We start from the raw sequence: 19927 nt of genomic DNA, 5'->3' as shown, positions 1-19927 counted from the left end.
TGGGGCGGCCAGACGTGTGGCCGCCGCGCATCATCGGCGTTTGCGTCGCTTCTGCTGGGTCCCCGTCGGACGCTGGCCCGGACGCGGTGCGCCGCCGGTGCTCTTCCGCGCCGCACCCCCGGCGGGTCGTTTCGCGGTGCCACCCTTGGTCAGATCGGTGCGTCCGGCCGACGGGGTCGACGTCTCGGAAGCATCCGGCGTCGTCGTGTTCTCCGTGTCCTCCGACGGTGCGTCACCGTTCGTCGACGCCGGCGCCGCCTTCTTCTTGGCGCGGTCGGGACGGGCGCCGGGCTTCGGGGCGTTCGCCTTCAGCTTCTCCTGCTTGGCGAGCTTCGCCTCTTCCTCTTCCTTGGCGATCTGCCCGAAGACGATGTGCTGCTGGGCGTACGTCCAGAGGTTGTTGCTGACCCAGTAGAGGAGGATCGCCACCGGGAAGAACGCACCGGACACCAGGATGCCGAGCGGGAAGACGTAGAGCGCAAGCTTGTTCATGATCGCGGTCTGCGGGTTCTCCAACGCCGCCGCGGTCTGCCGCGCGACCGAGGCCCGCGAGTTCATGTGCGTCGCGATGGACGACAGGATCACGAGCGGGATGACGAGGTAGATGATGTGGGCGCGGGTGAAGTCGACGACGCCGTCCGCGCTGAACGCCACCCACTCGGTCTTCGGCTGCGACACCGCGGCCGAGAGCGGCACGCCGAAGAGCCGCGCGTCGAGGAAGTTCTGGACCAGTTCGGGCGAGAAGAAGTAGTTGCCCGTCGCGCGGGTCTGCTCGGCCGTCATCCCCAGCTGACCGAATCCGGTGCCCATCCGGTTGAACGACCGCAGCACGTGGAACAGACCGATGAACACCGGGATCTGCGCCAGCATGGGGAGGCAACCGAGGAGCGGGTTGAACCCATGCTCCTTCTGGAGCTTCTGCATCTCCTCGGTCATCTTCACGCGATCCTTCGCGTACTTCTTCCGGATCGCCTGCAGCTGCGGCTGGATCTCCTGCATCTTCTTCGTCGTGCGGACCTGCTTGACAAAGGGCTTGTAGAGGATGGCGCGGAGCGTGAACACGAGGAACACCACCGACAGCGCCCACGCGACGCCACTGCCGCCGGGGGAGTCGGGCAGGACATGGCTGAACAGCCAGTGCCAGACCCACATGATCCCGGAGACCGGGTAGTAGATGAAGTTCAGCACGGTGTCACTCGCTCCTCACTGGCACAAGAGTGCTCCGATGGATGTCGTTCGGGGACCGGGTCGTATCCCGGTGCGTGCCACGGCCCGCACTTGAGCAGGCGCCAGACGGCGAGTGCGCCACCGCGCACCGCGCCCCACGTGGTGATGGCCTCGGCGGCGTAGGCACTGCACGTCGGCTCGAAGCGGCAGGCCGGCATCCGCGTCGGGGAGATCCAGGTGCGGTAGAGCTCGATGGACCACACGAGGGTCCGGCGCGGGATCGCCGCGACGGCGTTCATGCGCGGACCTGCTCCCGCTCGCCGAGACGGGTGCGCGCGAGGCGCAGGGCGGCGACGAGTTCGTCGGTCAGTTCCGACCCCGATCGATGCGCCGCGCCGGGCAGCGCCCGGATGACCACCAGACCGCTCGCGTCGGTGCCGAGCCCGCCACCCGCGTCGGCGGCGGCAGCGGCGGCCCGCAGGCGACGCGCGACGGCATGCCGGGTGACCGCGTCACCGACGGACTTGCTCACGATCAGCCCGTACCGCGCACCACGCTCGACCGCGAGGACATCCGTCTCGTCGATCCGCGCGGCGTGCACCTGGATGTCGGCACGACGAACCCGCACACCCCGTCGGAGTGCGCGGGTGAAGTCGGAGCTGCGTGAGATCCGCTGATGCCGGGCCAGCACAGTGCTGCCGTCCGCGAGCCCGAGGGCCGCGGAACTCAGGCGGTCAGGCTCGCGCGGCCCTTGCGGCGACGGCCGTTGACGATGGCGCGACCCGCACGGGTCCGCATGCGCAGACGGAACCCGTGGACACGGGCACGACGGCGGTTGTTCGGCTGGAAGGTGCGCTTGCCCTTGGCCACGGTTGAACTCCTCGATCGGTGGTGGTCTCCTGCCGGGCCTCCGTCATCGCGGGCGGTGGACGGCCCCGGACGCACCGGTCAACACATGTCCACGCGCCGGAGACGATCACACCTCGGCGACCCTGCGAGACTACTGATCCGGTTCGGCACCGTCAAACCGCTGTCGGGCCGACTACCAGCGACGACGCGCCTCCCACACCGACACGCGGACGCGTCGACACGCCGGGGCCGCGGCGGTCGTTGAACTTCGGCGCCGCGTGTGATGCGAACTGTTGAGTCCACCGGGATCCGTCTGTTAGCTTCTCTCGGACGACGGAGTCCCGACCGTGCCGTCCGCGTCGAGACGCGGGTCGACACCAGGGTCGGATGCAGGTCGTCTGGTTTCCGCATCCTTGTCCACAGCTGTGGATAACCGTGTGGACAATTGCTCGATGCCGGGCCACGATGAGACCCGTTCGCATGGCGCGGCCGTGATCGAGCACCAGGATCTGCACCCGGATGCACGCGGGCAGGTCGAGGCGGCCGGGGAGGATTCAGTGAGCACCGACCGTGAACAGCTCGATCACGAGTCCCGTCCCCGTGAGTCCTTCCCCGAGGTGTGGCAACGCGTCCTGGTGGACCTCACCGCCGACGGCGAGGACCTGACCCGCCAGCAGAAGGCGTGGCTCTCGCTCGTCCAGCCGCTCACCCTCGTCGAGGGGTTCGCACTTCTCGCCGTGCCGTCCGCCCGGGTCCAGGAGCAGATCGAGCGGACCCTGCGCGAACCGATCCGTGCCTCGTTGAGCACCCATCTCGGGCGCGAGGTCGACCTCGGGGTCCGCATCGACCCGGACGCGGAGCCGCCGGCCGTGCCCACCTCGGTGGGCGAGTCGCCGCGCGTCGACGCCGTGGACGGGCTCGACGCCCTCTCCGACACCTTCGCCGACCGGCGGGACACCCCGCCCGACACCCGTTTCGACCCCGCACGGACCGACGGCCTCCGCGATCCCGGACTCCCCCCGACCGCGGGTCGCGACGGCGACTGGTCGAGCTGGTTCAACCCCGGCCCCGACGACCCGAGCAGCCTGAACCCGAAGTACACCTTCGACACCTTCGTCATCGGTGCGTCCAACCGCTTCGCACACGCCGCGGCGGTGGCGATCTCGGAGGCGCCGGCGCGTGCCTACAACCCGCTCTTCATCTGGGGGGAGTCGGGACTCGGCAAGACCCACCTCCTGCACGCAGCGGGTCACTACGCCCAGCGGCTGTTCCCGGGGATGAAGGTCAAGTACGTCTCCACCGAGGAGTTCACGAACGACTTCATCAACTCGCTGCGTGACGACCGGCGGGTGGCGTTCAAACGCCGCTACCGGGACGTGGACGTCCTGCTCGTCGACGACATCCAGTTCCTCGTCGGCAAGGAGGGCATCCAGGAGGAGTTCTTCCACACCTTCAACACCCTCCACAACGCGAACAAGCAGATCGTCATCTCCTCCGACCGCCCGCCGAAACAGCTTGCGACACTGGAGGATCGGCTCCGCACCCGGTTCGAGTGGGGGCTAATCACCGACGTCCAGCCGCCCGAGCTCGAGACCCGGATCGCCATCCTGCGCAAGAAGGCGCAGATGGACAACCTGCAGGTCCCCGACGACGTGCTCGAACTCATCGCGTCGAAGATCGAGCGCAACATCCGCGAGCTCGAGGGCGCCCTGATCCGCGTCACCGCGTTCGCGTCGCTCAACAGTGCCGAGCTCAACCTCGCGCTCGCCGAGATCGTGCTGCAGGCGCTCCTGCCCGACACGGGCAGCGTGGAGATCAACGCCCCGACGATCCTCGCCATCACCGCGGAGTACTTCGGCATCAGCGTCGACGAGCTCCGTGGGCCCGGCAAGACCCGCTCCATCGCCCAGGCCCGCCAGATCTCCATGTACCTGTGCCGGGAGCTCACCGACCTCTCGCTGCCCAAGATCGGCGAGACGTTCGACCGTGACCACACGACCGTCATGTACGCGGACAAGAAGATCCGCAAGGAGATGGCCGAACGGCGCAAGGTCTACGACTACGTGCAGGAGCTCACGGCGCGCATCAAGCAGCGCTCGCACCCCTGACACAGGCCGCCGGCAGGGCCGGTGACCTCGTCATGTCTGAACCCCGACTCGACACTTGACGGTGCCGAGAATCCCGTCATGTCCTCCGGTCGGACGATTCCCCAGCTGTGGATAACTCGGTGGATAACTGCCGTCCGCTGTGGACGGTCCGTGGACGCCGATGAACAACCGTCGACGTGTGCACAACCCCTCGGCATCACCCCGGTGACCGTCCACACGGGGTCCACACCCCCGACGCGCGACGTGAACTGCACCGCGGCCCGTCTGTCCACAGATTGCACAGCCGCTATGACTGTCATGAAGTTCTCTCTCGAAGAGAATCCTTGAAAGAAGCGATGTGGACAGAGCGGTGTCCCCACCTCGTCGGGTGATGTCCCGTTCGGGTGAGCGGAACCCGCCCCGTTGGACACGACACGGCAAAGCGCGTTCTAGAGTGGGGCGACATCGAGCAGCAGCCACATCGGTGGCCGGCGGGTACGGGAGGGTCGAACGCGGTGAAGTTCCGTGTCACACGCGATGAGTTCGCCGACGCCGTCGCCTGGGTGGCGCGCAGTCTGCCGAGCCGTCCGCCCGTCCCCGTCCTCGGCTGCGTGGTCCTCACCGCCGGCGACTCCGGCCTGACGGTGTCCGGCTTCGACTACGAGGTCTCGGCCCAGGTCGACATCTCCGCCGAGGTGGCCGACGAGGGTCGGGTGCTGGTCTCGGGCAAGCTCCTCGCCGACATCACCCGCTCGCTGCCGTCCAAGCCGGTCGATGTCGCGATCGACGGTTCCCGTGTCGTGATCAACTGCGGCAGTTCACGTTTCTCGCTCCCGACCATGCCGGTCGAGGACTACCCGAGCCTGCCGGAGGTGCCGGGTGTCACCGGCACCATCCCCGCCGAGCTGTTCGCCGAGGCGATCGGACAGGTCGCCGTCGCGGCCGGCCGGGACGACACGCTGCCGATGCTCACGGGCATCCGGGTGGAGATCGAGGACGACACCGTCGTCATGGCCGCCACCGACCGTTTCCGTCTCGCCGTCCGGGAGCTGACCTGGCAGCCGAGCGGGTCCGACACCGCCGCGGTGCTGGTGCCCGCGAAGACGCTCTCGGAGTCGGCGCGCTCGGCCGGGTCCGACGGGTCGCCGGTCTCCCTCGCGTTGGGGTCCCCCGGCACGATCGGTGCCGAGGGCCTGCTCGGCATCCTCGGGCAGGGCCGTCAGACGACGACCCGGCTGCTCGACGCGGAGTTCCCGAAGTTCCGACAGTTGCTGCCGACGTCGCACACCTCGATGGCGACCGTCGACATCGCCGAGTTGACCGACGCGATCAAGCGCGTCGCGCTGGTCGCCGAGCGGGGTGCGCAGGTCCGCCTGGAGTTCTCCGAGGGCACCGTGCAGCTCACCGCGGGCGGCGACGACGCGGGCAAGGCCGAGGAGGAGGTCGCCGTGACCTTCCACGGCGAGCCGCTGACCATCGCGTTCAACCCGACCTACCTCCTCGACGGCCTGTCTGCGCTGCACTCGTCGTCGGTGGAGTTCGGGTTCACCACACCCAGCCGTCCGGCGGTCCTGCGGCCCGCCGGTGAGGAGACCCCGGTCCCCGACGACAGCGGTGCCTACCCGGCCCCGTCGAGCGAGTTCACCTACCTGCTGATGCCGGTCCGCCTCCCGGGCTGATCGGGAGAGGATGTCCGCGATGCAACTCGGACTGATCGGTCTCGGAAAGATGGGCGCCAACATGCGGCGCCGGATCGCGGACGCGGGTCACGAGGTGGTCGGTTACGACCCCCGCCCGGAGGTGAGCGACGTCGCCTCGCTCCAGGAGCTCGTGTCGACGCTGAGCGCACCGCGGGTCGTGTGGGTGATGGTGCCGTCCGGACCCCCGACCCGCGAGACGGTGGAGACGCTCAGCACCCTGCTCGAGTCGGGCGACCTCGTCATCGACGGCGGCAACTCGCGCTACACCGACGACGGACCGCACGCGGAACTGTTGTCCGCCAAGCAGATCGGCTACGTCGACTGCGGCGTGTCGGGCGGTGTCTGGGGCCTGGAGAACGGCTACGGGCTGATGGCCGGCGGCTCACCCGAGGACATCGAGAAGGCGATGCCGATCTTCGACGCCCTGCGTCCGGAGGGGGAGCGGGCCGACGGCTTCGTGCACGCCGGTCCGGTCGGAGCTGGTCACTACGCCAAGATGGTGCACAACGGCATCGAGTACGGCCTGATGCACGCCTACGGCGAGGGCTACGAACTGTTGTCCGCCGAGCCGCTGATCGACGACGTCGCCGGCACGTTGCGGGCCTGGACGCACGGCACCGTCATCCGGTCGTGGCTGCTGGACCTCCTCGTCGAGGCCCTGAAGGATGACCCCGGCCTGGCCGAGATCTCGGACTACACAACCGATTCCGGCGAGGGACGCTGGACCGTCGAGGAGGCGATCCGTCACTCGGTGCCGGCGAACGTCATCTCGGCTGCGCTGTTCGCGCGCTTCGCGTCGCGACAGGAGTCCGGGTCACCGACCCTCAAGGCAGTCTCCGCGCTGCGTCAGCAGTTCGGCGGGCACTCGGTGCGCCCCGCCGGCTCCTGATCGCGCCCGCGTCCCCGCCCCGTCGCCGTGTACGTCCGGTCCCTGCGTCTGCGTGACTTCCGGTCGTGGCGCACGCTCGACGTCGACCTGCGACCCGGCGCCACGATCGTGGTGGGCCGCAACGGATTCGGGAAGACGAACCTCGTCGAGGCGCTGAACTACGTGGCGACGTCGCGCTCCCACCGGGTGAGCACCGACGCCGCGCTCGTCCGGAGCGGCTGCGAGACCGCGTCGGTGGCGGCCAGCATCGTCAACGCCGGCCGAGAGCTCACGGTCGAGGTCACCATCACGCCGGGACGGGCCAACCGGGCGACCGTCAACGGGGCACCGTCGAGGCGGGCGCGCGACGTCGTCGGGATCCTGCGATCGGTGATGTTCGCGCCCGAGGACCTCGCACTGGTCCGCGGAGAGCCGGCCGAACGTCGTCGGCTGCTCGACGAACTCGCCGCGCTCGCCGGACCGGCGATGGTCGCCGCACGATCGGACTACGACCGCGTGCTCCGACAGCGATCGGCGCTGCTGAAGACGGCGGCCGCGGCACTGCGCTCGGGTGGGTCGTCGGCCGAGTCGGTGATCAGCACCCTCGACGTCTGGGACACCCAGCTGGCGCAGTTCGGCGCGGTCGTCACGGCGGGGCGGATCGACATGGTGAGTCGCCTGCGGCCGCACGTCGTCGCCGAGTACGCGACCCTCGCGCCGGCCTCGCGCCCCGTCGACCTGCGCTACCGCCCGGCGGCCGGGGAGGAGATCGTCCCGGCGCAGGGCCGCGCCGACGTCGAGTTCATCGAGGCGACCCTGCTGACACGGCTCGCGGCGGCGCGTCAGAAGGAGATCGACCGCGGGGTGTGCCTGGTCGGTCCGCACCGCGACGACCTCGACATCGTCCTGGACGGGCAGGTCGCGAAAGGGTATGCCAGCCATGGGGAGTCGTGGTCGCTGGCACTGGCGACCCGGCTCGGTTCGGTCCAGTTGATCCGGGACGACGGTGCCGAGCCCGTCGTCGTGCTCGACGACGTGTTCGCCGAGCTCGACGCCTCTCGACGGGCTGCTCTCACCACCTTCGCGGAGTCGGTGGAGCAGGTGATCATCACCGCGGCTGTCGGGGACGACATCCCGGGTGCCGTCGCGGGCCGCCGGCTGGCTGTCGGGGTGGACGACGACCATGAGGTCCGGGAGTCCTACCTGATCGGCGAGACACCGGGTGAGGAGGTCGCACATGGATGACGACACCGCGCACTCGTCGGGTCACGAACTGGCCCGCAAGGCGCTCGAGGACGCCCGCGCCAAGGCGAGAGCCGCGGGCAAGGCCGTCGGCCAGGGCCGTGCGTCCGCGCCGGCGCAGCGGAAGGGTCGGCGGCGATGGTCGGGAGCGCGGCCGGACGGCCGCGATCCGCAGTCGCTCGGGTCGGTGGCCGGTGCGATGGCGAAGACCCGCGGATGGCAGTCCAAGCTGGGGGAGGGCCAGGTGTTCGCGGCCTGGGATCGCATCGTCGGCGAGGACATCGCCGCCCATGCGCAGCCCACGGACCTGCGGGATCGGGTGCTGTCGGTGAGTGCGGAGTCGACGGCGTGGGCGACACAGCTGCGTCTGGTCCAGCGCGACATCCTCGCGAAGATCGCCGCCTCGGTCGGCCGGGACGTGGTCGTGTCGCTGCGCATCACCGGTCCCCGCGCCCCGTCGTGGCGGAAGGGCACGCGCACCGTGCCGGGCCGCGGTCCCCGCGACACCTACGGGTAGATCGCCCACCCGGGAACCGACGGGTCCGACGGTGCGTCCAATGGATACCGTCAGGGCCGCGAGGAGCCTCCCTGAGGGCACGGTTGTCAAGCGGCCCTGGATTTCGGCGAGAAAATCCGTCTACGGCCGCGTCAGACGTGCGCCACGCCCGTTTCCGTACGGGTGAGGCAGTAGTATGGAGAGGTACTGCCCCGAGTCGGGGCACGAGCGTGTGCGAGAGATCGCCGGCGCGGATCAAAAGGAGCGGACCCCACTCGTGGCGGACACCAACGGCACCAGCAAGCCGACCCGATCGACCAAGAAGGCCGGTAGCGACTACGGCGCCGACTCGATCAGCATCCTCGAGGGTCTCGAGGCCGTCCGCAAGCGGCCCGGCATGTACATCGGTTCCACCGGTGAGCGCGGGCTGCACCACCTGATCTGGGAGGTCGTCGACAACTCCGTCGACGAGGCGATGGCCGGCTTCGCGTCGCAGGTCGACGTGACGATCCTCGCCGACGGTGGTGTCCAGGTCGTCGACGACGGCCGCGGGATCCCGACCGACATGCACAAGACCGGCGTCCCCACGGTCGAGGTCGTGATGACCCAGCTCCACGCGGGCGGGAAGTTCGACTCCGAGGCCTATGCGGTCTCCGGTGGTCTGCACGGCGTCGGCATCTCCGTCGTCAACGCCCTGTCGACCAAGGTCGAGTTGGAGATCGACTACGGCGGCAGCCACTGGTCGCAGGTCTACACCCGTGCCGTCCCCGGGCCCCTGGAAAAGGGTTCGAACACTCGCAAGACCGGCACGACGGTCCGCTTCTGGGCCGACGGCGACATCTTCGAGACGACCGAGTACAACTTCGAGACCATCGCCCGTCGTCTGCAGGAGATGGCGTTCCTCAACAAGGGACTCACCATCACGCTCACCGACGAGCGCCCGAAGGTCGTCAACGACGTCGACGACGTCGAGCAGGCCGAGGCCGTCGGAACCTCGGTCGAGGCCGCCGACGCCGTGGGGGACACCGACGGCGAGGCCGTCGTCGAGCCGGGCCCGGACACCGAGAAGAAGGACCTCGGCAAGCCGCGGACCCGCACCTATCACTACCCGGGTGGCCTCGAGGACTACGTCGCGCACCTGAACCGGACCAAGAGCCCGATCCACGCGTCGATCGTCGGCTTCACCGCCAAGGGCACGGGCCACGAGGTCGAGGTCGCCATGCAGTGGAACGGCGGCTACTCCGAGTCGGTGCACACCTTCGCGAACACGATCAACACCCACGAGGGCGGCACGCACGAGGAGGGCTTCCGCGCGGCGCTCACCAGCACGGTGAACAAGTACGCGCTCGACAAGAAGCTCCTCAAGGAGAAGGACCCGAAGCTCACCGGTGACGACATCCGCGAGGGTCTCGCGGCGGTCATCTCGGTGAAGGTCTCCGACCCGCAGTTCGAGGGGCAGACGAAGACCAAGCTCGGCAACACCGAGGTGAAGAGCTTCGTGCAGAAGGTGTCCAACGAGCACCTCTCGCACTGGCTGGAGTCGAACCCGGCCGAGGCCAAGATCATCATCAACAAGGCGGTCGGGTCGGCGCAGGCCCGACTGGCCGCCCGCAAGGCGCGAGAACTGGTGCGGCGCAAGAGCGCGACCGACATCGGTGGTCTGCCCGGCAAGCTCGCCGACTGCCGCAGCAACGACCCGGCGAAGTGCGAGGTCTACATCGTCGAGGGCGACTCGGCCGGCGGTTCGGCCAAGTCCGGTCGTGACTCGATGTACCAGGCGATCCTGCCCATCCGCGGCAAGATCATCAACGTCGAGAAGGCCCGGATCGACCGCGTCCTCAAGAACACCGAGGTCCAGTCGATCATCACGGCGTTCGGCACCGGTATCCACGACGAGTTCGACCTGGCCAAGCTGCGGTATCACAAGATCGTGCTCATGGCCGACGCCGACGTCGACGGACAGCACATCTCGACGCTGCTGCTCACCCTGCTGTTCCGTTTCATGCGGCCGCTCGTCGAGCACGGGCACGTCTACCTGGCGCAGCCGCCGCTGTACAAGCTCAAGTGGCAGAAGGGTGCCGACCCGGAGTTCGCCTACTCCGACCGCGAGCGCGACGGCCTGCTCGAGGCGGGTCGTGCGGCCGGCAAGAAGATCAACACCGACGACGGCATCCAGCGCTACAAGGGCCTCGGCGAGATGAACGCCAAGGAGCTGTGGGAGACCACGATGGACCCGGAGGTCCGTGTGCTCCGTCAGGTCACCCTCGACGACGCCGCCGCGGCCGACGAGCTGTTCAGTGTCCTCATGGGTGAGGACGTCGTGGCCCGCCGCAGCTTCATCGCCCGCAACGCCAAGGACGTGCGCTTCCTCGACGTCTGACGCCGACACGGAACGCCCTCGCATGGCGGGGGTTTCACGTGAAACCGGCCGACTCACACCGAAAGTGAACCCATGACTGACACCACCCTGCCGCCCGAGGGCGCGACCGGCGAGCCCGGCGACCGCATCGAACCGGTCGACATCCAGCAGGAGATGCAGCGCAGCTACATCGACTACGCGATGAGCGTCATCGTCGGTCGTGCCCTACCCGAGGTGCGCGACGGCCTCAAGCCGGTCCACCGCCGACTGCTGTACGCGATGCACGACGAGGGTTACCGACCCGATCGCAGCTACGTGAAGTCGGCCAAGCCGGTGTCGGCGACCATGGGCAACTACCACCCGCACGGCGACAGCGCGATCTACGACGCGCTCGTGCGTCTCGCGCAGCCATGGTCCATGCGCTATCCCCTCGTCGACGGGCAGGGCAACTTCGGGTCGCGCGGCGACGACGGCCCGGCCGCCATGCGCTACACCGAGGCCCGGCTGACGCCGCTCGCGATGGAGATGCTGCGCGACATCGGCGAGGAGACCGTCGATTTCACGCCGAACTACGACGGCAAGACCCTCGAGCCGACGGTGCTGCCGAGCCGTGTGCCGAACCTCCTCATCAACGGGTCGGGCGGCATCGCCGTCGGCATGGCGACCAACATCCCGCCGCACAACCTCGGCGAGGTCGCCGAGGCGGTGTTCTGGGCGCTCGAACACCACGACGCCGACGACGAGTCGACCCTCGCTGCGTGCATGGAGCGGATCAAGGGACCCGACTTCCCGACCGCGGGTCACATCGTCGGCACCGCCGGCATCACCGAGGCGTACACCACCGGCCGCGGCAGCATCCGCATGCGCGGCGTGGTCGAGGTCGAGGAGTCCCGCACAGGCGCCACCACGCTGGTCATCACCGAGCTGCCCTATCAGGTGAACCCCGACCGCATGATCGTGTCGATCGCCGAGCAGGTCAACGACGGCAAGCTCAAGGGCATCAGCAAGATCGAGGACCAGTCCTCCGACCGCGTGGGCATGCGGATCGTCGTGACGCTCAAGCGCGACGCCGTGGCAAAGGTCGTGCTGAACAACCTCTACAAGCACAGTCAGCTGCAGACGAGCTTCGGCGCGAACATGCTCTCCATCGTCGACGGCGTGCCGCGGACACTGCGTCTGGACCAGATGATCCGGCTGTACGTCGCGCACCAGATCGACGTCATCATCCGCCGGACCCGATACCGCCTGCGCAAGGCCGAGGAGCGGGCCCACATCCTGCGCGGCTTCGTCAAGGCGCTCGACGCTCTCGACGAGGTCATCGCCCTGATCCGCGCCTCGGCCAACACCGAGGAGGCGCGCAGCGGCCTGATGGGCCTGCTCGACGTCGACGAGATCCAGGCCGACGCGATCCTCAGCATGCAGCTGCGGCGCCTGTCGGCTCTCGAGCGCCAGAAGATCATCGACGAGCTCGCCGAGATCGAGCGCGAGATCGCCGACCTCAAGGACATCCTGGAGAAGCCGGAGCGTCAGCGCGCGATCGTGCGCGACGAGCTCGCCGAGGTCGTCGAGAAGTTCGGTGACGAGCGCCGGACGCAGATCGTCGCCGCCGACGGTGACGTCACCGACGAGGACCTCATCGCGCGCGAGGACGTCGTCGTCACGATCACCGAGACCGGCTACGCCAAGCGGACGAAGACCGACCTCTACCGCAGTCAGAAGCGGGGCGGCAAGGGTGTCCAGGGTGCCGGCCTCAAACAGGACGACATCGTCGCGCACTTCTTCGTCTGCTCCACCCACGACTGGATCCTGTTCTTCACCACGAAGGGCCGTGTCTACCGCGCGAAGGCCTACGAGCTGCCCGAGGCCAACCGCACCGCCCGCGGTCAGCACGTCGCGAACCTGCTGGCGTTCCAGCCCGAGGAGCGCATCGCTCAGGTCATCCAGATCAAGAGCTACGAGGACGCGCCGTACCTGGTGCTCGCCACCCGCGGCGGTCTCGTGAAGAAGTCGCGCCTCACCGACTTCGACTCCGCGCGGTCCGGCGGCATCATTGCCGTCAACCTGCGCGGCGAGGACGAACTCGTCGGTGCCCGCCTGTGCAGTGCCGACGACGACCTGCTCCTCGTGTCCAAGCGGGGCCAGTCGATCCGGTTCTCGGCGACCGACGAGGCTCTGCGACCGATGGGTCGCCAGACCTCCGGTGTGCAGGGCATGCGGTTCAACGACGACGACGAACTGCTGTCGCTGAACGTCGTGGCCGACGACACCTACCTGCTGGTGGCGACGTCCGGGGGCTACGCGAAGCGGACCGCGATGTCGGACTACCCGGTGCAGGGCCGCGGTGGCAAGGGCGTCCTCACGATCCAGTACGACCGTCGTCGAGGCGACCTGGTCGGCGCGCTCATCGTGGACGACCGGAGCGAGCTCTACGCCATCACCTCCGGCGGCGGCGTGATCCGTACGCTGGCCAAGCAGGTGCGCAAGGCCGGACGCCAGACCAAGGGTGTCCGCCTGATGAACCTCGACGAGGGAACTACCCTCTTGGCCATCGCCCGCAACGCCGACGAGCCCGACGAGGTCGAGTGACCGGCCACCCGCAGCGACAGGAGCGCATGTGAGCACACCCCGCGAGCCCGAGGGTCAGCGCAACGGCCCCTCCGTCCAGGACCGGCCGGACCAGGGCTCCGGCCCGGACACCGGTGCGTCGGACTCGACGTCGTCGTCGCCGGGGGAGCAGGGGCAGCGTCCGAACCCGGGGACCGGCCCGGGAGGCGTGCCGCCATGGCAGCGTGTCGGGAAGGCTCCGGTGACGTCACCGGGTCCGACGCCGCAGCAGGGCACGCCACCGCAGCAGGGGGCCGCGCCGCAGCAGAGCGCTTCGGGCAACGGCGCCTCGTCGGGCGGTGGCCAGTCCGGGTCGTCGGAGGCGCCGAAACGCCCGCAGCGCCCGCTGGTGACCGGCACCGCGGCACCCAAGCCGCCCGGCCAGGACACGCCCACCACCCGTGCGCCGATCGCGAAGCTCGACGCCGACGGGGGAGTCCCCGGTGACGGTGCGGCGCAGCCCGCCACCGCGGACCAGCAGCCGTCGCGCGGACGCAACTCGTTGGCGGGCAAGATCATCGACGGTCCGACCCGCAACATCGGACGGTCGCAGGTCCCCGAGGATCTGCCCGACCTCGACGCGATCCATCACCCGGCGACCTCCCCGACGGCCGTGCGGTCTGCCGAGTCGGTCCCGGCGGGCCATCGTGGTCCGTTGCGCGCCGCGGTGCAGTTGCGTCGGATCGACCCGTGGTCGACCTTCAAGGTCTCCGCGGTCCTGGCCATCGCCCTGTTCCTCATCTGGATGATCGCGATCGGCGTGCTGTACGTGATCCTCGACGGGATGGGGGTCTGGGACCAGATCAACAACTCGTTCGGTCAGCTCGTCTCGAGCGACAACACCACGGAGTCGTCGTTCGAGATCACCGCCGGCACGGTGTTCGGCATCGCTGCGGGCGTCGGCGCGCTCTACGTCATCGTGTTCACCGCGCTCACGACGGTGGGAGCGTTCATCTACAACATGAGCTCCGACCTCGTCGGGGGCATCGAGGTGACACTCGCCGACCGGGACTGACGGCCGTTTTGTCGCCGGTCCCGGTGATCCGGTAGCCTTTCCCGGGTTGACCGGAGACGGTCCACGGGCCTATAGCTCAGGCGGTTAGAGCGCTTCGCTGATAACGAAGAGGTCGGAGGTTCAAGTCCTCCTAGGCCCACTCCGAGAGGATGCACCCACATGCGGATCGTGCTTCTCGTCGCGGCAGTCGTCACCGGCACGGTGGTCGCCCTGATCGCCGAGTCGCGGCGGAACACCCAGGTGTGGCACACCCTCCCGGACCGCCGGACCTGATCTGCGCGGACGGGGCCTTAGCTCAGTTGGTAGAGCGCTGCCTTTGCAAGGCAGATGTCAGGAGTTCGAATCTCCTAGGCTCCACACATCATCGGCGTTGCACAGTCGTCACCGGATCGGTACCGGCAGACTCGGACATCGATCTCGCCGTCGCACCGCACCGTCGTTACCGTGACCGCGTGCCGACATCACCGCTCACCCGTGCCGTGCGACGCTGTGCCGTCCTCGTCGGGGTCGCGGCCGCGGTCGGGGGACTGATCCCCGCCGATGCCGGCGCGGCGGCCGCTCCCGCGGACGTCCTGCGCCAACCATTCGCCGCCACCAGCATCTGGAACACACCCATCGGTTCCGACGCCCGCTACGTGCCCGCGGGGCTCCCGGCCGTGCCGCGCGGGTCGGTCTGGGCACCGATGCCGCAGGACGACGGCGACCACCTGATCTTCACCCCGGACGCCCCCCTCGTGGCGGTGCATGCGAACTCTGCCGGGTGGACCGGCCGGAGTCGTTGCGGCACAGCAGGTCCAATCCTCTTCAGCGCGCCGATCCCGCGCGACTACGTCGTCCGGTCGTCGAACGAGAACGAGGGCGCCACGTTTCTCCTGCCCGACGGCCGGACGATGCGCTACGTCGCACCCCTCGCCCGGTGTGTTGCCGGTGGCGGGGCGACCGCGCAGGACGTGAGTGCTCCGGTCGACCTGTACGGGGACGGCCTGTCGCGCCGCCCGGGTGCCGCAGGACTCAGCGGCGGTCCGGGTGGCGTCCTGCGCGTCGGCGAGCTGGGCCCGGGGTCACCGACCGGGCCGCGTCACGCGCTGAGGGTCATCGTCGACAGCCCCCAGGTGCTCTTCCGCTGCCGCACGGAACCGCAGTGCTTCCGCTGGCCCGCCGCGACGTCGGACGCGGGATCGGTCGGCGGGTACGGCACGATCGGCGACAACCGCAACATCGCCATGAGGATGGGCGCCCTCCTCGCCATCCCGGCGCGGACGGATCTGTCGCGACTCGGCCTCGAGACCGTCCCCGGGCGACAGCTGGCGTGGACGATGCAGAACTTCGGCGCCTACGTCGCCGACTCCACAGGCGGACCGTCCTTCGGCTTCGTGACCGAGCGGGGACCGTCCGGGTCGTTCGCCGACAGGTTCCGGGCCGACAACGGCTTCCCGTTCGCGCAACGGGTGCGCGACAACACCCCGTGGTCGCGGGATGTGCAGCGGATCATGGTGGCGCTCAGCGTGGTCGACGACAACGGGCCGTCGTCGATCGGCGGCGGTGGCGTGCCGATCACGGCACGCGCGGTGCTCCCCGGTCGGTGACCGGGGTCAGGACCCCTGACCGGCGATCGCCAGGTAGACGATCAGGCACAGGATCGCGGCCGCGACGTAGGCGTAACCGATCCACAGAGCCGCCGAGGCGAGTTGCTCCCCGTACTCCTTGCGCCGACGGATCTGCCCGCGCGCCACGTGCCCGCAGACGATGCCGACGATCGCGGTCACCCCGAGGAACGACAACACCAGCGCGACGATCGCGAGGACGTTGGTCGACTTGCGCGGCGCCGCTGTCATCGGGCTCGATTCCGGGTCGTCGGTGTCGGGGGCGGTGTCGTGCTGTGTCCGGATCGCGGAGTCGGGGTAGACCGTCGTCGGCCGGTCGTCGGGCGCCGGACCGCGACGGGGCGGTTGTTGCGAGTACGCGAGGGCACCGCTGTCGCCGGGCCTCGGTACGGAGGTCGTCGGCGGGGGCATGGGCGGACGGCGATCAGGAGCGGGCGCGCCCGGTCCGGGGCCCATCGGTCGCCGAGGAGGCGGGACCGGTCGGCCGCCGGGCGGACGGGACATCTCCCCGCTCGGGGGTCGTGACGTCGGGCGATCGTCGGGATGCACGGGTCGAAGATTACTCGGGCGGGTTCTGGGCCCCGGCGGCATCCGCGGTCGGCACGTCCTGGACACGCGGCGGTGCCGGGGCGACGGGCGGCGGCGTGCTGCTCCGGGCGCGCAGCGCGACGACGGCACCCGTCGCGACGACGAGCCCGCCGATCGCGCCGAGGGCGACGACCACACGCAGGCGCGAGCGCTGCTTCCCACCGGAAGGGGCCGGAGTCACCGGTGTGGCCGGCGAGGCCTTCTGCGCCGCACGGCGGCGGCGGGCGGACAGCAGTCCGCGCGCGGCGAGCAGTCGCACGGGTGCCGACCACGGGGTGACGACACCCAGCGCGGTCGTCGTGACGGCGGTGGCCTTGGACATCAGCTGCTCTCCGATCGTCGGTCGCGCCCGCGGCGCGGCATGCGGACCAGCCTGCCAGGTCGCTCTCGTCCCCGGTACAGGGGCGGATGGCACGATGGGGGCGTGAGCACACCACAGAAGACAGCGACCGCGACCCTGCACACGAACCGCGGCGACATCGTCGTCGATCTGTTCGGCAACCACGCCCCGAAGACGGTGGAGAACTTCACCGGTCTGGCGACCGGCTCGAAGGACTACAGCCAGCCGAACGCCTCCGGTGGTGACTCCGGTCCCTTCTACGACGGATCGATCTTCCACCGCGTCATCGACGGCTTCATGATCCAGGGTGGTGACCCGACCGGCACCGGCACCGGTGGCCCCGGCTACCAGTTCGGCGACGAGTTCCACCCGGAGCTGCAGTTCGACCAGCCGTACCTGCTCGCCATGGCCAACGCCGGCCCGGGCACCAACGGATCGCAGTTCTTCATCACCGTCGGCAAGACGCCGCACCTGAACCGTCGCCACACCATCTTCGGTGTCGTCGCCGACGCGGAGTCGCGCAAGGTCGTCGACGCGATCGCGACCACCAGCACCGACCGTCGCGACAAGCCGCTCGACGACGTCGTCATCGAGAAGATCGAGATCAGCTGAACCAGCCGTTCCCGCCGCCGCCGTCCGCCCCGCGGACGGTGTGCGTGCGGCACCCCGACCGCCCGACCGGACTCGCCTGCACCCGGTGCGGGCGTCCGGCGTGTCCGGAATGCCTGACACCGGCCGCGGTCGGCCAGCACTGCGTCGACTGCGTGCGGGAGTCGCGGGGCATGACACCCCGCGCGATCACCATCGGGACGTCGCGTCCCCGGGCGACGTTCGCGCTCATCGCCGTGAACGTCCTCGTCTTCGTCCTCACGGCGGCCCAGGCCCACGGCGTCGGGAATGTCGACTTCCGCGATTCCCGAATCTTTTATGACGGTGTGCTGTTCGGCCCGTTCGTCGGGCAGGGCGAGGTGTGGCGGATCGTCACGTCCGGCTTCCTGCACTACTCCGTCATCCACATCGGGCTGAACATGCTGACCCTCTACATTCTGGGTCGTGAGCTCGAGAGTGCCCTCGGCACCGCACGTTTCGTCGGGATCTACGTCGTCGCGCTGCTGGGCGGCAGCGCAGCTGTCCTGAGTTTCAACCCCGACGTCCCCGCGGCAGGTGCGTCAGGCGCGATCTATGGCGTCATGGGTGGACTGCTCGTCGCGGTCATCCGCGCCAAGATGCCGCCCGGCCAGATCGTCGGCCTGATCGTCATCAACATCGTCATCTCGGTGACGATCCCCAACATCTCCCTGTGGGCGCACCTCGGGGGACTCGTCTTCGGTGCCGCGGCGACCGCCGGCGTGCTGCTGCTCCCCGGCCTCGTCCTGTCGGGACGCACCCGGACCGCACGGTCGGTGTCGCGGGTCGGCTGGGCCGCCATCGGCACCCTCGGCGTGCTCGCCGCAGCCATCGCGCTCCTCGTCAGCGGCTGACCGGGAACCCCGCCCGCTCGAGCGCGTCGACGACGTCGTCGGGATGACTGCCGAGATCCCACCGGCCCATCACGACGAGACGGTCGTTCGGGAGATCGAACTCGAGAGTGGGCGTCTTCCGGCCGAGGCGAGCGGTCGCCACGACGCGGACCCGCGACACCTCCGACGGCGTGTACTCCACCGTGCCGCGCAGCGTGCGTAGCCGGATGCGCGCCGGCGACACCACGAGTCGAGGGCGGACGACCAGCGCCGTCGTGCCGAGGACGAGAAGGAGCACCGCGGCGACGCCCATGATGACGGTGCCGCCCGGGTCCGACAGCGACGCGATGGCCGCCGCCCCGAGCACGAGACCGCCCACGATGAGCGCAATTCCCGCGGGTCTCGGCGTCGACCAGCTCGATGTCACGCCGTGGGCAGAGTTGTCCACAGGCTTTGTCCACAATGGGGATGACTTACACACATGTCATTCCCCAGGTTGGGGAGAGATGGCGACGTCAGCGCCACCGCATGGTCATCAACAGGCCGGAGATCATGAACCCGAAGCCGATGAGGAAGTTCCACGCGCCGAGCGCGTACATCCAGTGCAGGATCTTGCCGTCGGCGCCGAGGCTGCTCGGGGTGGCGACGAGATAGAAGACGATCAGCCAGGCCAGACCGAACAGCATCAACCCGAGCATCGCGCCGACGTAGATCTGGCTCGACGGCCCGACCTTCACCTTGACCGGTGTGCGGCTCGCCGGGTTGATCGTGTAGTCGGTCCGCTTCCTTACTTTGGATTTCGGCATCGCTTCCTCACTGTGAACAGGCCCCACCACGGTATCCCACCTGCGGAGCAGCGCGTACGGTGTGGCGGATGAGCACGGGTCCCTCGGTTCTGGTCGTCGACAACTACGACAGCTTCGTCTACAACCTCGTCCAGTACCTCGGGCAGCTGGGCGTCTCGGCGACGGTGTGGCGCAACGACGATCGCCGTCTCGACGACCTCGACGCGGTCGTGGAGCAGTTCGACGCGATCCTCCTGAGCCCGGGTCCGGGTACCCCGCAGCGTGCCGGCGCGACCATGCCGCTCGTCGAGGTCGCCGCGCGGACCGCCACGCCGGTCCTGGGGGTGTGCCTCGGACACCAGGCGATCGGAGCCGCGTTCGGTGCCACCGTCGACCGGGCGCCGGAACTGCTGCACGGCAAGACGTCCACGGTGCACCACGCCGGTGACGGCGTGCTCGCCGGACTCGACGACCCGTTCGTCGCGACGCGGTACCACTCGTTGACGGTCCTCCCGGAGACCATCCCGGACGAGCTGGTCGTGACCGGTCGGACAGAAAGCGGCATCGTGATGGCGATGCGACACCGCGACCTCCCGATCCACGGTGTGCAGTTCCACCCCGAGAGCGTGCTCACGCAGGGTGGCCACAGGATGCTCGCGAACTGGCTCCGGCTTGCCGGTCACGACGTCCCCGAGACCGTGGTGGTCGAGCTGGAGCAGGCGATGGCCACGGCCATCGCACCGGTCGCCTGACGTCCGGAGTC

20 protein-coding genes and 2 tRNA genes are annotated in these 19927 nt (G+C 69.2%); 14 read left to right on the top strand and 8 right to left on the bottom strand.

Going from position 1 to position 19927, the window contains the following annotated elements; all coding sequences use genetic code 11:
- Positions 1–30: 30 nt before the first annotated feature.
- From yidC to rpmH, 4 genes are read right to left on the bottom strand one after another with little or no spacing between them, the layout of a single operon-like run.
- Positions 31–1188 (bottom strand): membrane protein insertase YidC, encoded by a 1158-nt coding sequence (gene yidC / locus LX12_RS05400; protein WP_253653493.1) that lies wholly within the window; start codon positions 1186–1188, stop codon positions 31–33.
- Positions 1182–1466: a membrane protein insertion efficiency factor YidD gene (gene yidD / locus LX12_RS05395; RefSeq protein ID WP_253653492.1), complete on the bottom strand. Its 285-nt coding sequence runs from the start codon at positions 1464–1466 to the stop codon at positions 1182–1184. The genes yidC and yidD overlap by 7 nt, the downstream gene beginning before the upstream one ends.
- Positions 1463–1858: a ribonuclease P protein component gene (rnpA, locus tag LX12_RS05390; protein ID WP_372504930.1), complete on the bottom strand. Its 396-nt coding sequence runs from the start codon at positions 1856–1858 to the stop codon at positions 1463–1465. The genes yidD and rnpA overlap by 4 nt, the downstream gene beginning before the upstream one ends.
- A 35-nt stretch (positions 1859–1893) precedes the next feature.
- Complete coding sequence (gene rpmH, locus LX12_RS05385; RefSeq protein ID WP_076479106.1) at positions 1894–2037, bottom strand: 50S ribosomal protein L34; 144 nt, start codon at positions 2035–2037, stop codon at positions 1894–1896.
- 536 nt (positions 2038–2573) lie between these two features.
- Between rpmH and dnaA the strand changes: the two genes are divergently transcribed.
- The 11 genes from dnaA (at position 2574) to LX12_RS05330 (ending at position 15973) form a co-directional block, all read left to right on the top strand.
- Positions 2574–4124: a chromosomal replication initiator protein DnaA gene (gene dnaA, locus LX12_RS05380; protein WP_253653490.1), complete on the top strand. Its 1551-nt coding sequence runs from the start codon at positions 2574–2576 to the stop codon at positions 4122–4124.
- A gap of 494 nt (positions 4125–4618) precedes the next feature.
- Positions 4619–5782, top strand: coding sequence for a DNA polymerase III subunit beta (gene dnaN / locus LX12_RS05375; protein WP_253653489.1), 1164 nt, complete (start codon positions 4619–4621; stop codon positions 5780–5782).
- 10 nt (positions 5783–5792) lie between these two features.
- On the top strand, positions 5793–6692 hold the full coding sequence (gene gnd, locus LX12_RS05370) for a phosphogluconate dehydrogenase (NAD(+)-dependent, decarboxylating) (RefSeq protein WP_301284192.1): 900 nt from the start codon (positions 5793–5795) through the stop codon (positions 6690–6692).
- A gap of 27 nt (positions 6693–6719) precedes the next feature.
- On the top strand, positions 6720–7916 hold the full coding sequence (gene recF / locus LX12_RS05365; RefSeq protein WP_253653487.1) for a DNA replication/repair protein RecF: 1197 nt from the start codon (positions 6720–6722) through the stop codon (positions 7914–7916).
- Positions 7909–8430 (top strand): DUF721 family protein, encoded by a 522-nt coding sequence (locus tag LX12_RS05360; protein WP_253653486.1) that lies wholly within the window; start codon positions 7909–7911, stop codon positions 8428–8430. The genes recF and LX12_RS05360 overlap by 8 nt, the downstream gene beginning before the upstream one ends.
- A gap of 256 nt (positions 8431–8686) precedes the next feature.
- A complete protein-coding gene (gene gyrB, locus LX12_RS05355) occupies positions 8687–10789 on the top strand; it encodes a DNA topoisomerase (ATP-hydrolyzing) subunit B (protein ID WP_253653485.1) in 2103 nt (700 codons plus the stop codon).
- 72 nt (positions 10790–10861) lie between these two features.
- The gene (gene gyrA, locus LX12_RS05350; protein WP_253653484.1) at positions 10862–13354 is read left to right on the top strand and encodes a DNA gyrase subunit A; all 2493 of its coding nucleotides are present in this window, start codon (positions 10862–10864) and stop codon (positions 13352–13354) included.
- A 28-nt stretch (positions 13355–13382) separates the two neighbouring features.
- Complete coding sequence (locus LX12_RS22180; protein ID WP_253653483.1) at positions 13383–14387, top strand: DUF3566 domain-containing protein; 1005 nt, start codon at positions 13383–13385, stop codon at positions 14385–14387.
- Positions 14388–14452: 65 nt separating this feature from the next.
- Positions 14453–14526 (top strand) — tRNA-Ile (locus tag LX12_RS05340).
- Between the two features lie 145 nt (positions 14527–14671).
- A tRNA-Ala gene (locus LX12_RS05335) sits at positions 14672–14744 on the top strand.
- A gap of 95 nt (positions 14745–14839) precedes the next feature.
- The gene (locus LX12_RS05330; RefSeq protein ID WP_253653482.1) at positions 14840–15973 is read left to right on the top strand and encodes a hypothetical protein; all 1134 of its coding nucleotides are present in this window, start codon (positions 14840–14842) and stop codon (positions 15971–15973) included.
- Between the two features lie 6 nt (positions 15974–15979).
- Here LX12_RS05330 and LX12_RS05325 read toward each other — a convergent pair whose 3' ends face one another.
- Both LX12_RS05325 and LX12_RS05315 read right to left on the bottom strand, forming a co-directional pair.
- Complete coding sequence (locus LX12_RS05325) at positions 15980–16402, bottom strand: DUF4190 domain-containing protein (RefSeq protein WP_253653875.1); 423 nt, start codon at positions 16400–16402, stop codon at positions 15980–15982.
- A 148-nt stretch (positions 16403–16550) separates the two neighbouring features.
- Positions 16551–16901 carry a hypothetical protein gene (locus tag LX12_RS05315; protein ID WP_253653481.1) on the bottom strand — a complete coding sequence of 117 codons (351 nt, stop codon included), beginning with the start codon at positions 16899–16901 and terminating at the stop codon, positions 16551–16553.
- 102 nt (positions 16902–17003) lie between these two features.
- On the opposite strand from LX12_RS05315, the gene LX12_RS05310 reads away from it, so the two are divergent.
- Positions 17004–17531, top strand: coding sequence for a peptidylprolyl isomerase (locus LX12_RS05310; RefSeq protein ID WP_253653480.1), 528 nt, complete (start codon positions 17004–17006; stop codon positions 17529–17531).
- Between the two features lie 170 nt (positions 17532–17701).
- Positions 17702–18400 carry a rhomboid family intramembrane serine protease gene (locus LX12_RS05305; protein WP_253653479.1) on the top strand — a complete coding sequence of 233 codons (699 nt, stop codon included), beginning with the start codon at positions 17702–17704 and terminating at the stop codon, positions 18398–18400.
- On the opposite strand, the gene LX12_RS05300 is transcribed toward LX12_RS05305, so the two are convergent.
- Positions 18390–18806 (bottom strand): PH domain-containing protein, encoded by a 417-nt coding sequence (locus LX12_RS05300; protein WP_253653478.1) that lies wholly within the window; start codon positions 18804–18806, stop codon positions 18390–18392. The genes LX12_RS05305 and LX12_RS05300 overlap by 11 nt on opposite strands.
- 88 nt (positions 18807–18894) lie before the next feature.
- Positions 18895–19185: a cell division protein CrgA gene (gene crgA / locus LX12_RS05295; protein ID WP_253653477.1), complete on the bottom strand. Its 291-nt coding sequence runs from the start codon at positions 19183–19185 to the stop codon at positions 18895–18897.
- Positions 19186–19253: 68 nt separating this feature from the next.
- Between crgA and LX12_RS05290 the strand changes: the two genes are divergently transcribed.
- Positions 19254–19916 (top strand): aminodeoxychorismate/anthranilate synthase component II, encoded by a 663-nt coding sequence (locus LX12_RS05290; RefSeq protein WP_253653476.1) that lies wholly within the window; start codon positions 19254–19256, stop codon positions 19914–19916.
- Positions 19917–19927 lie beyond the last annotated feature (11 nt).

The sequence above is a fragment of the Williamsia serinedens genome, from assembly GCF_024171725.1.
Classification (GTDB): Bacteria; Actinomycetota; Actinomycetes; order Mycobacteriales; family Mycobacteriaceae; genus Williamsia_A; species Williamsia_A serinedens.
Note: the sequence above shows the minus strand (reverse complement) of the source record. Positions and strands in the feature narration are given on the sequence as shown.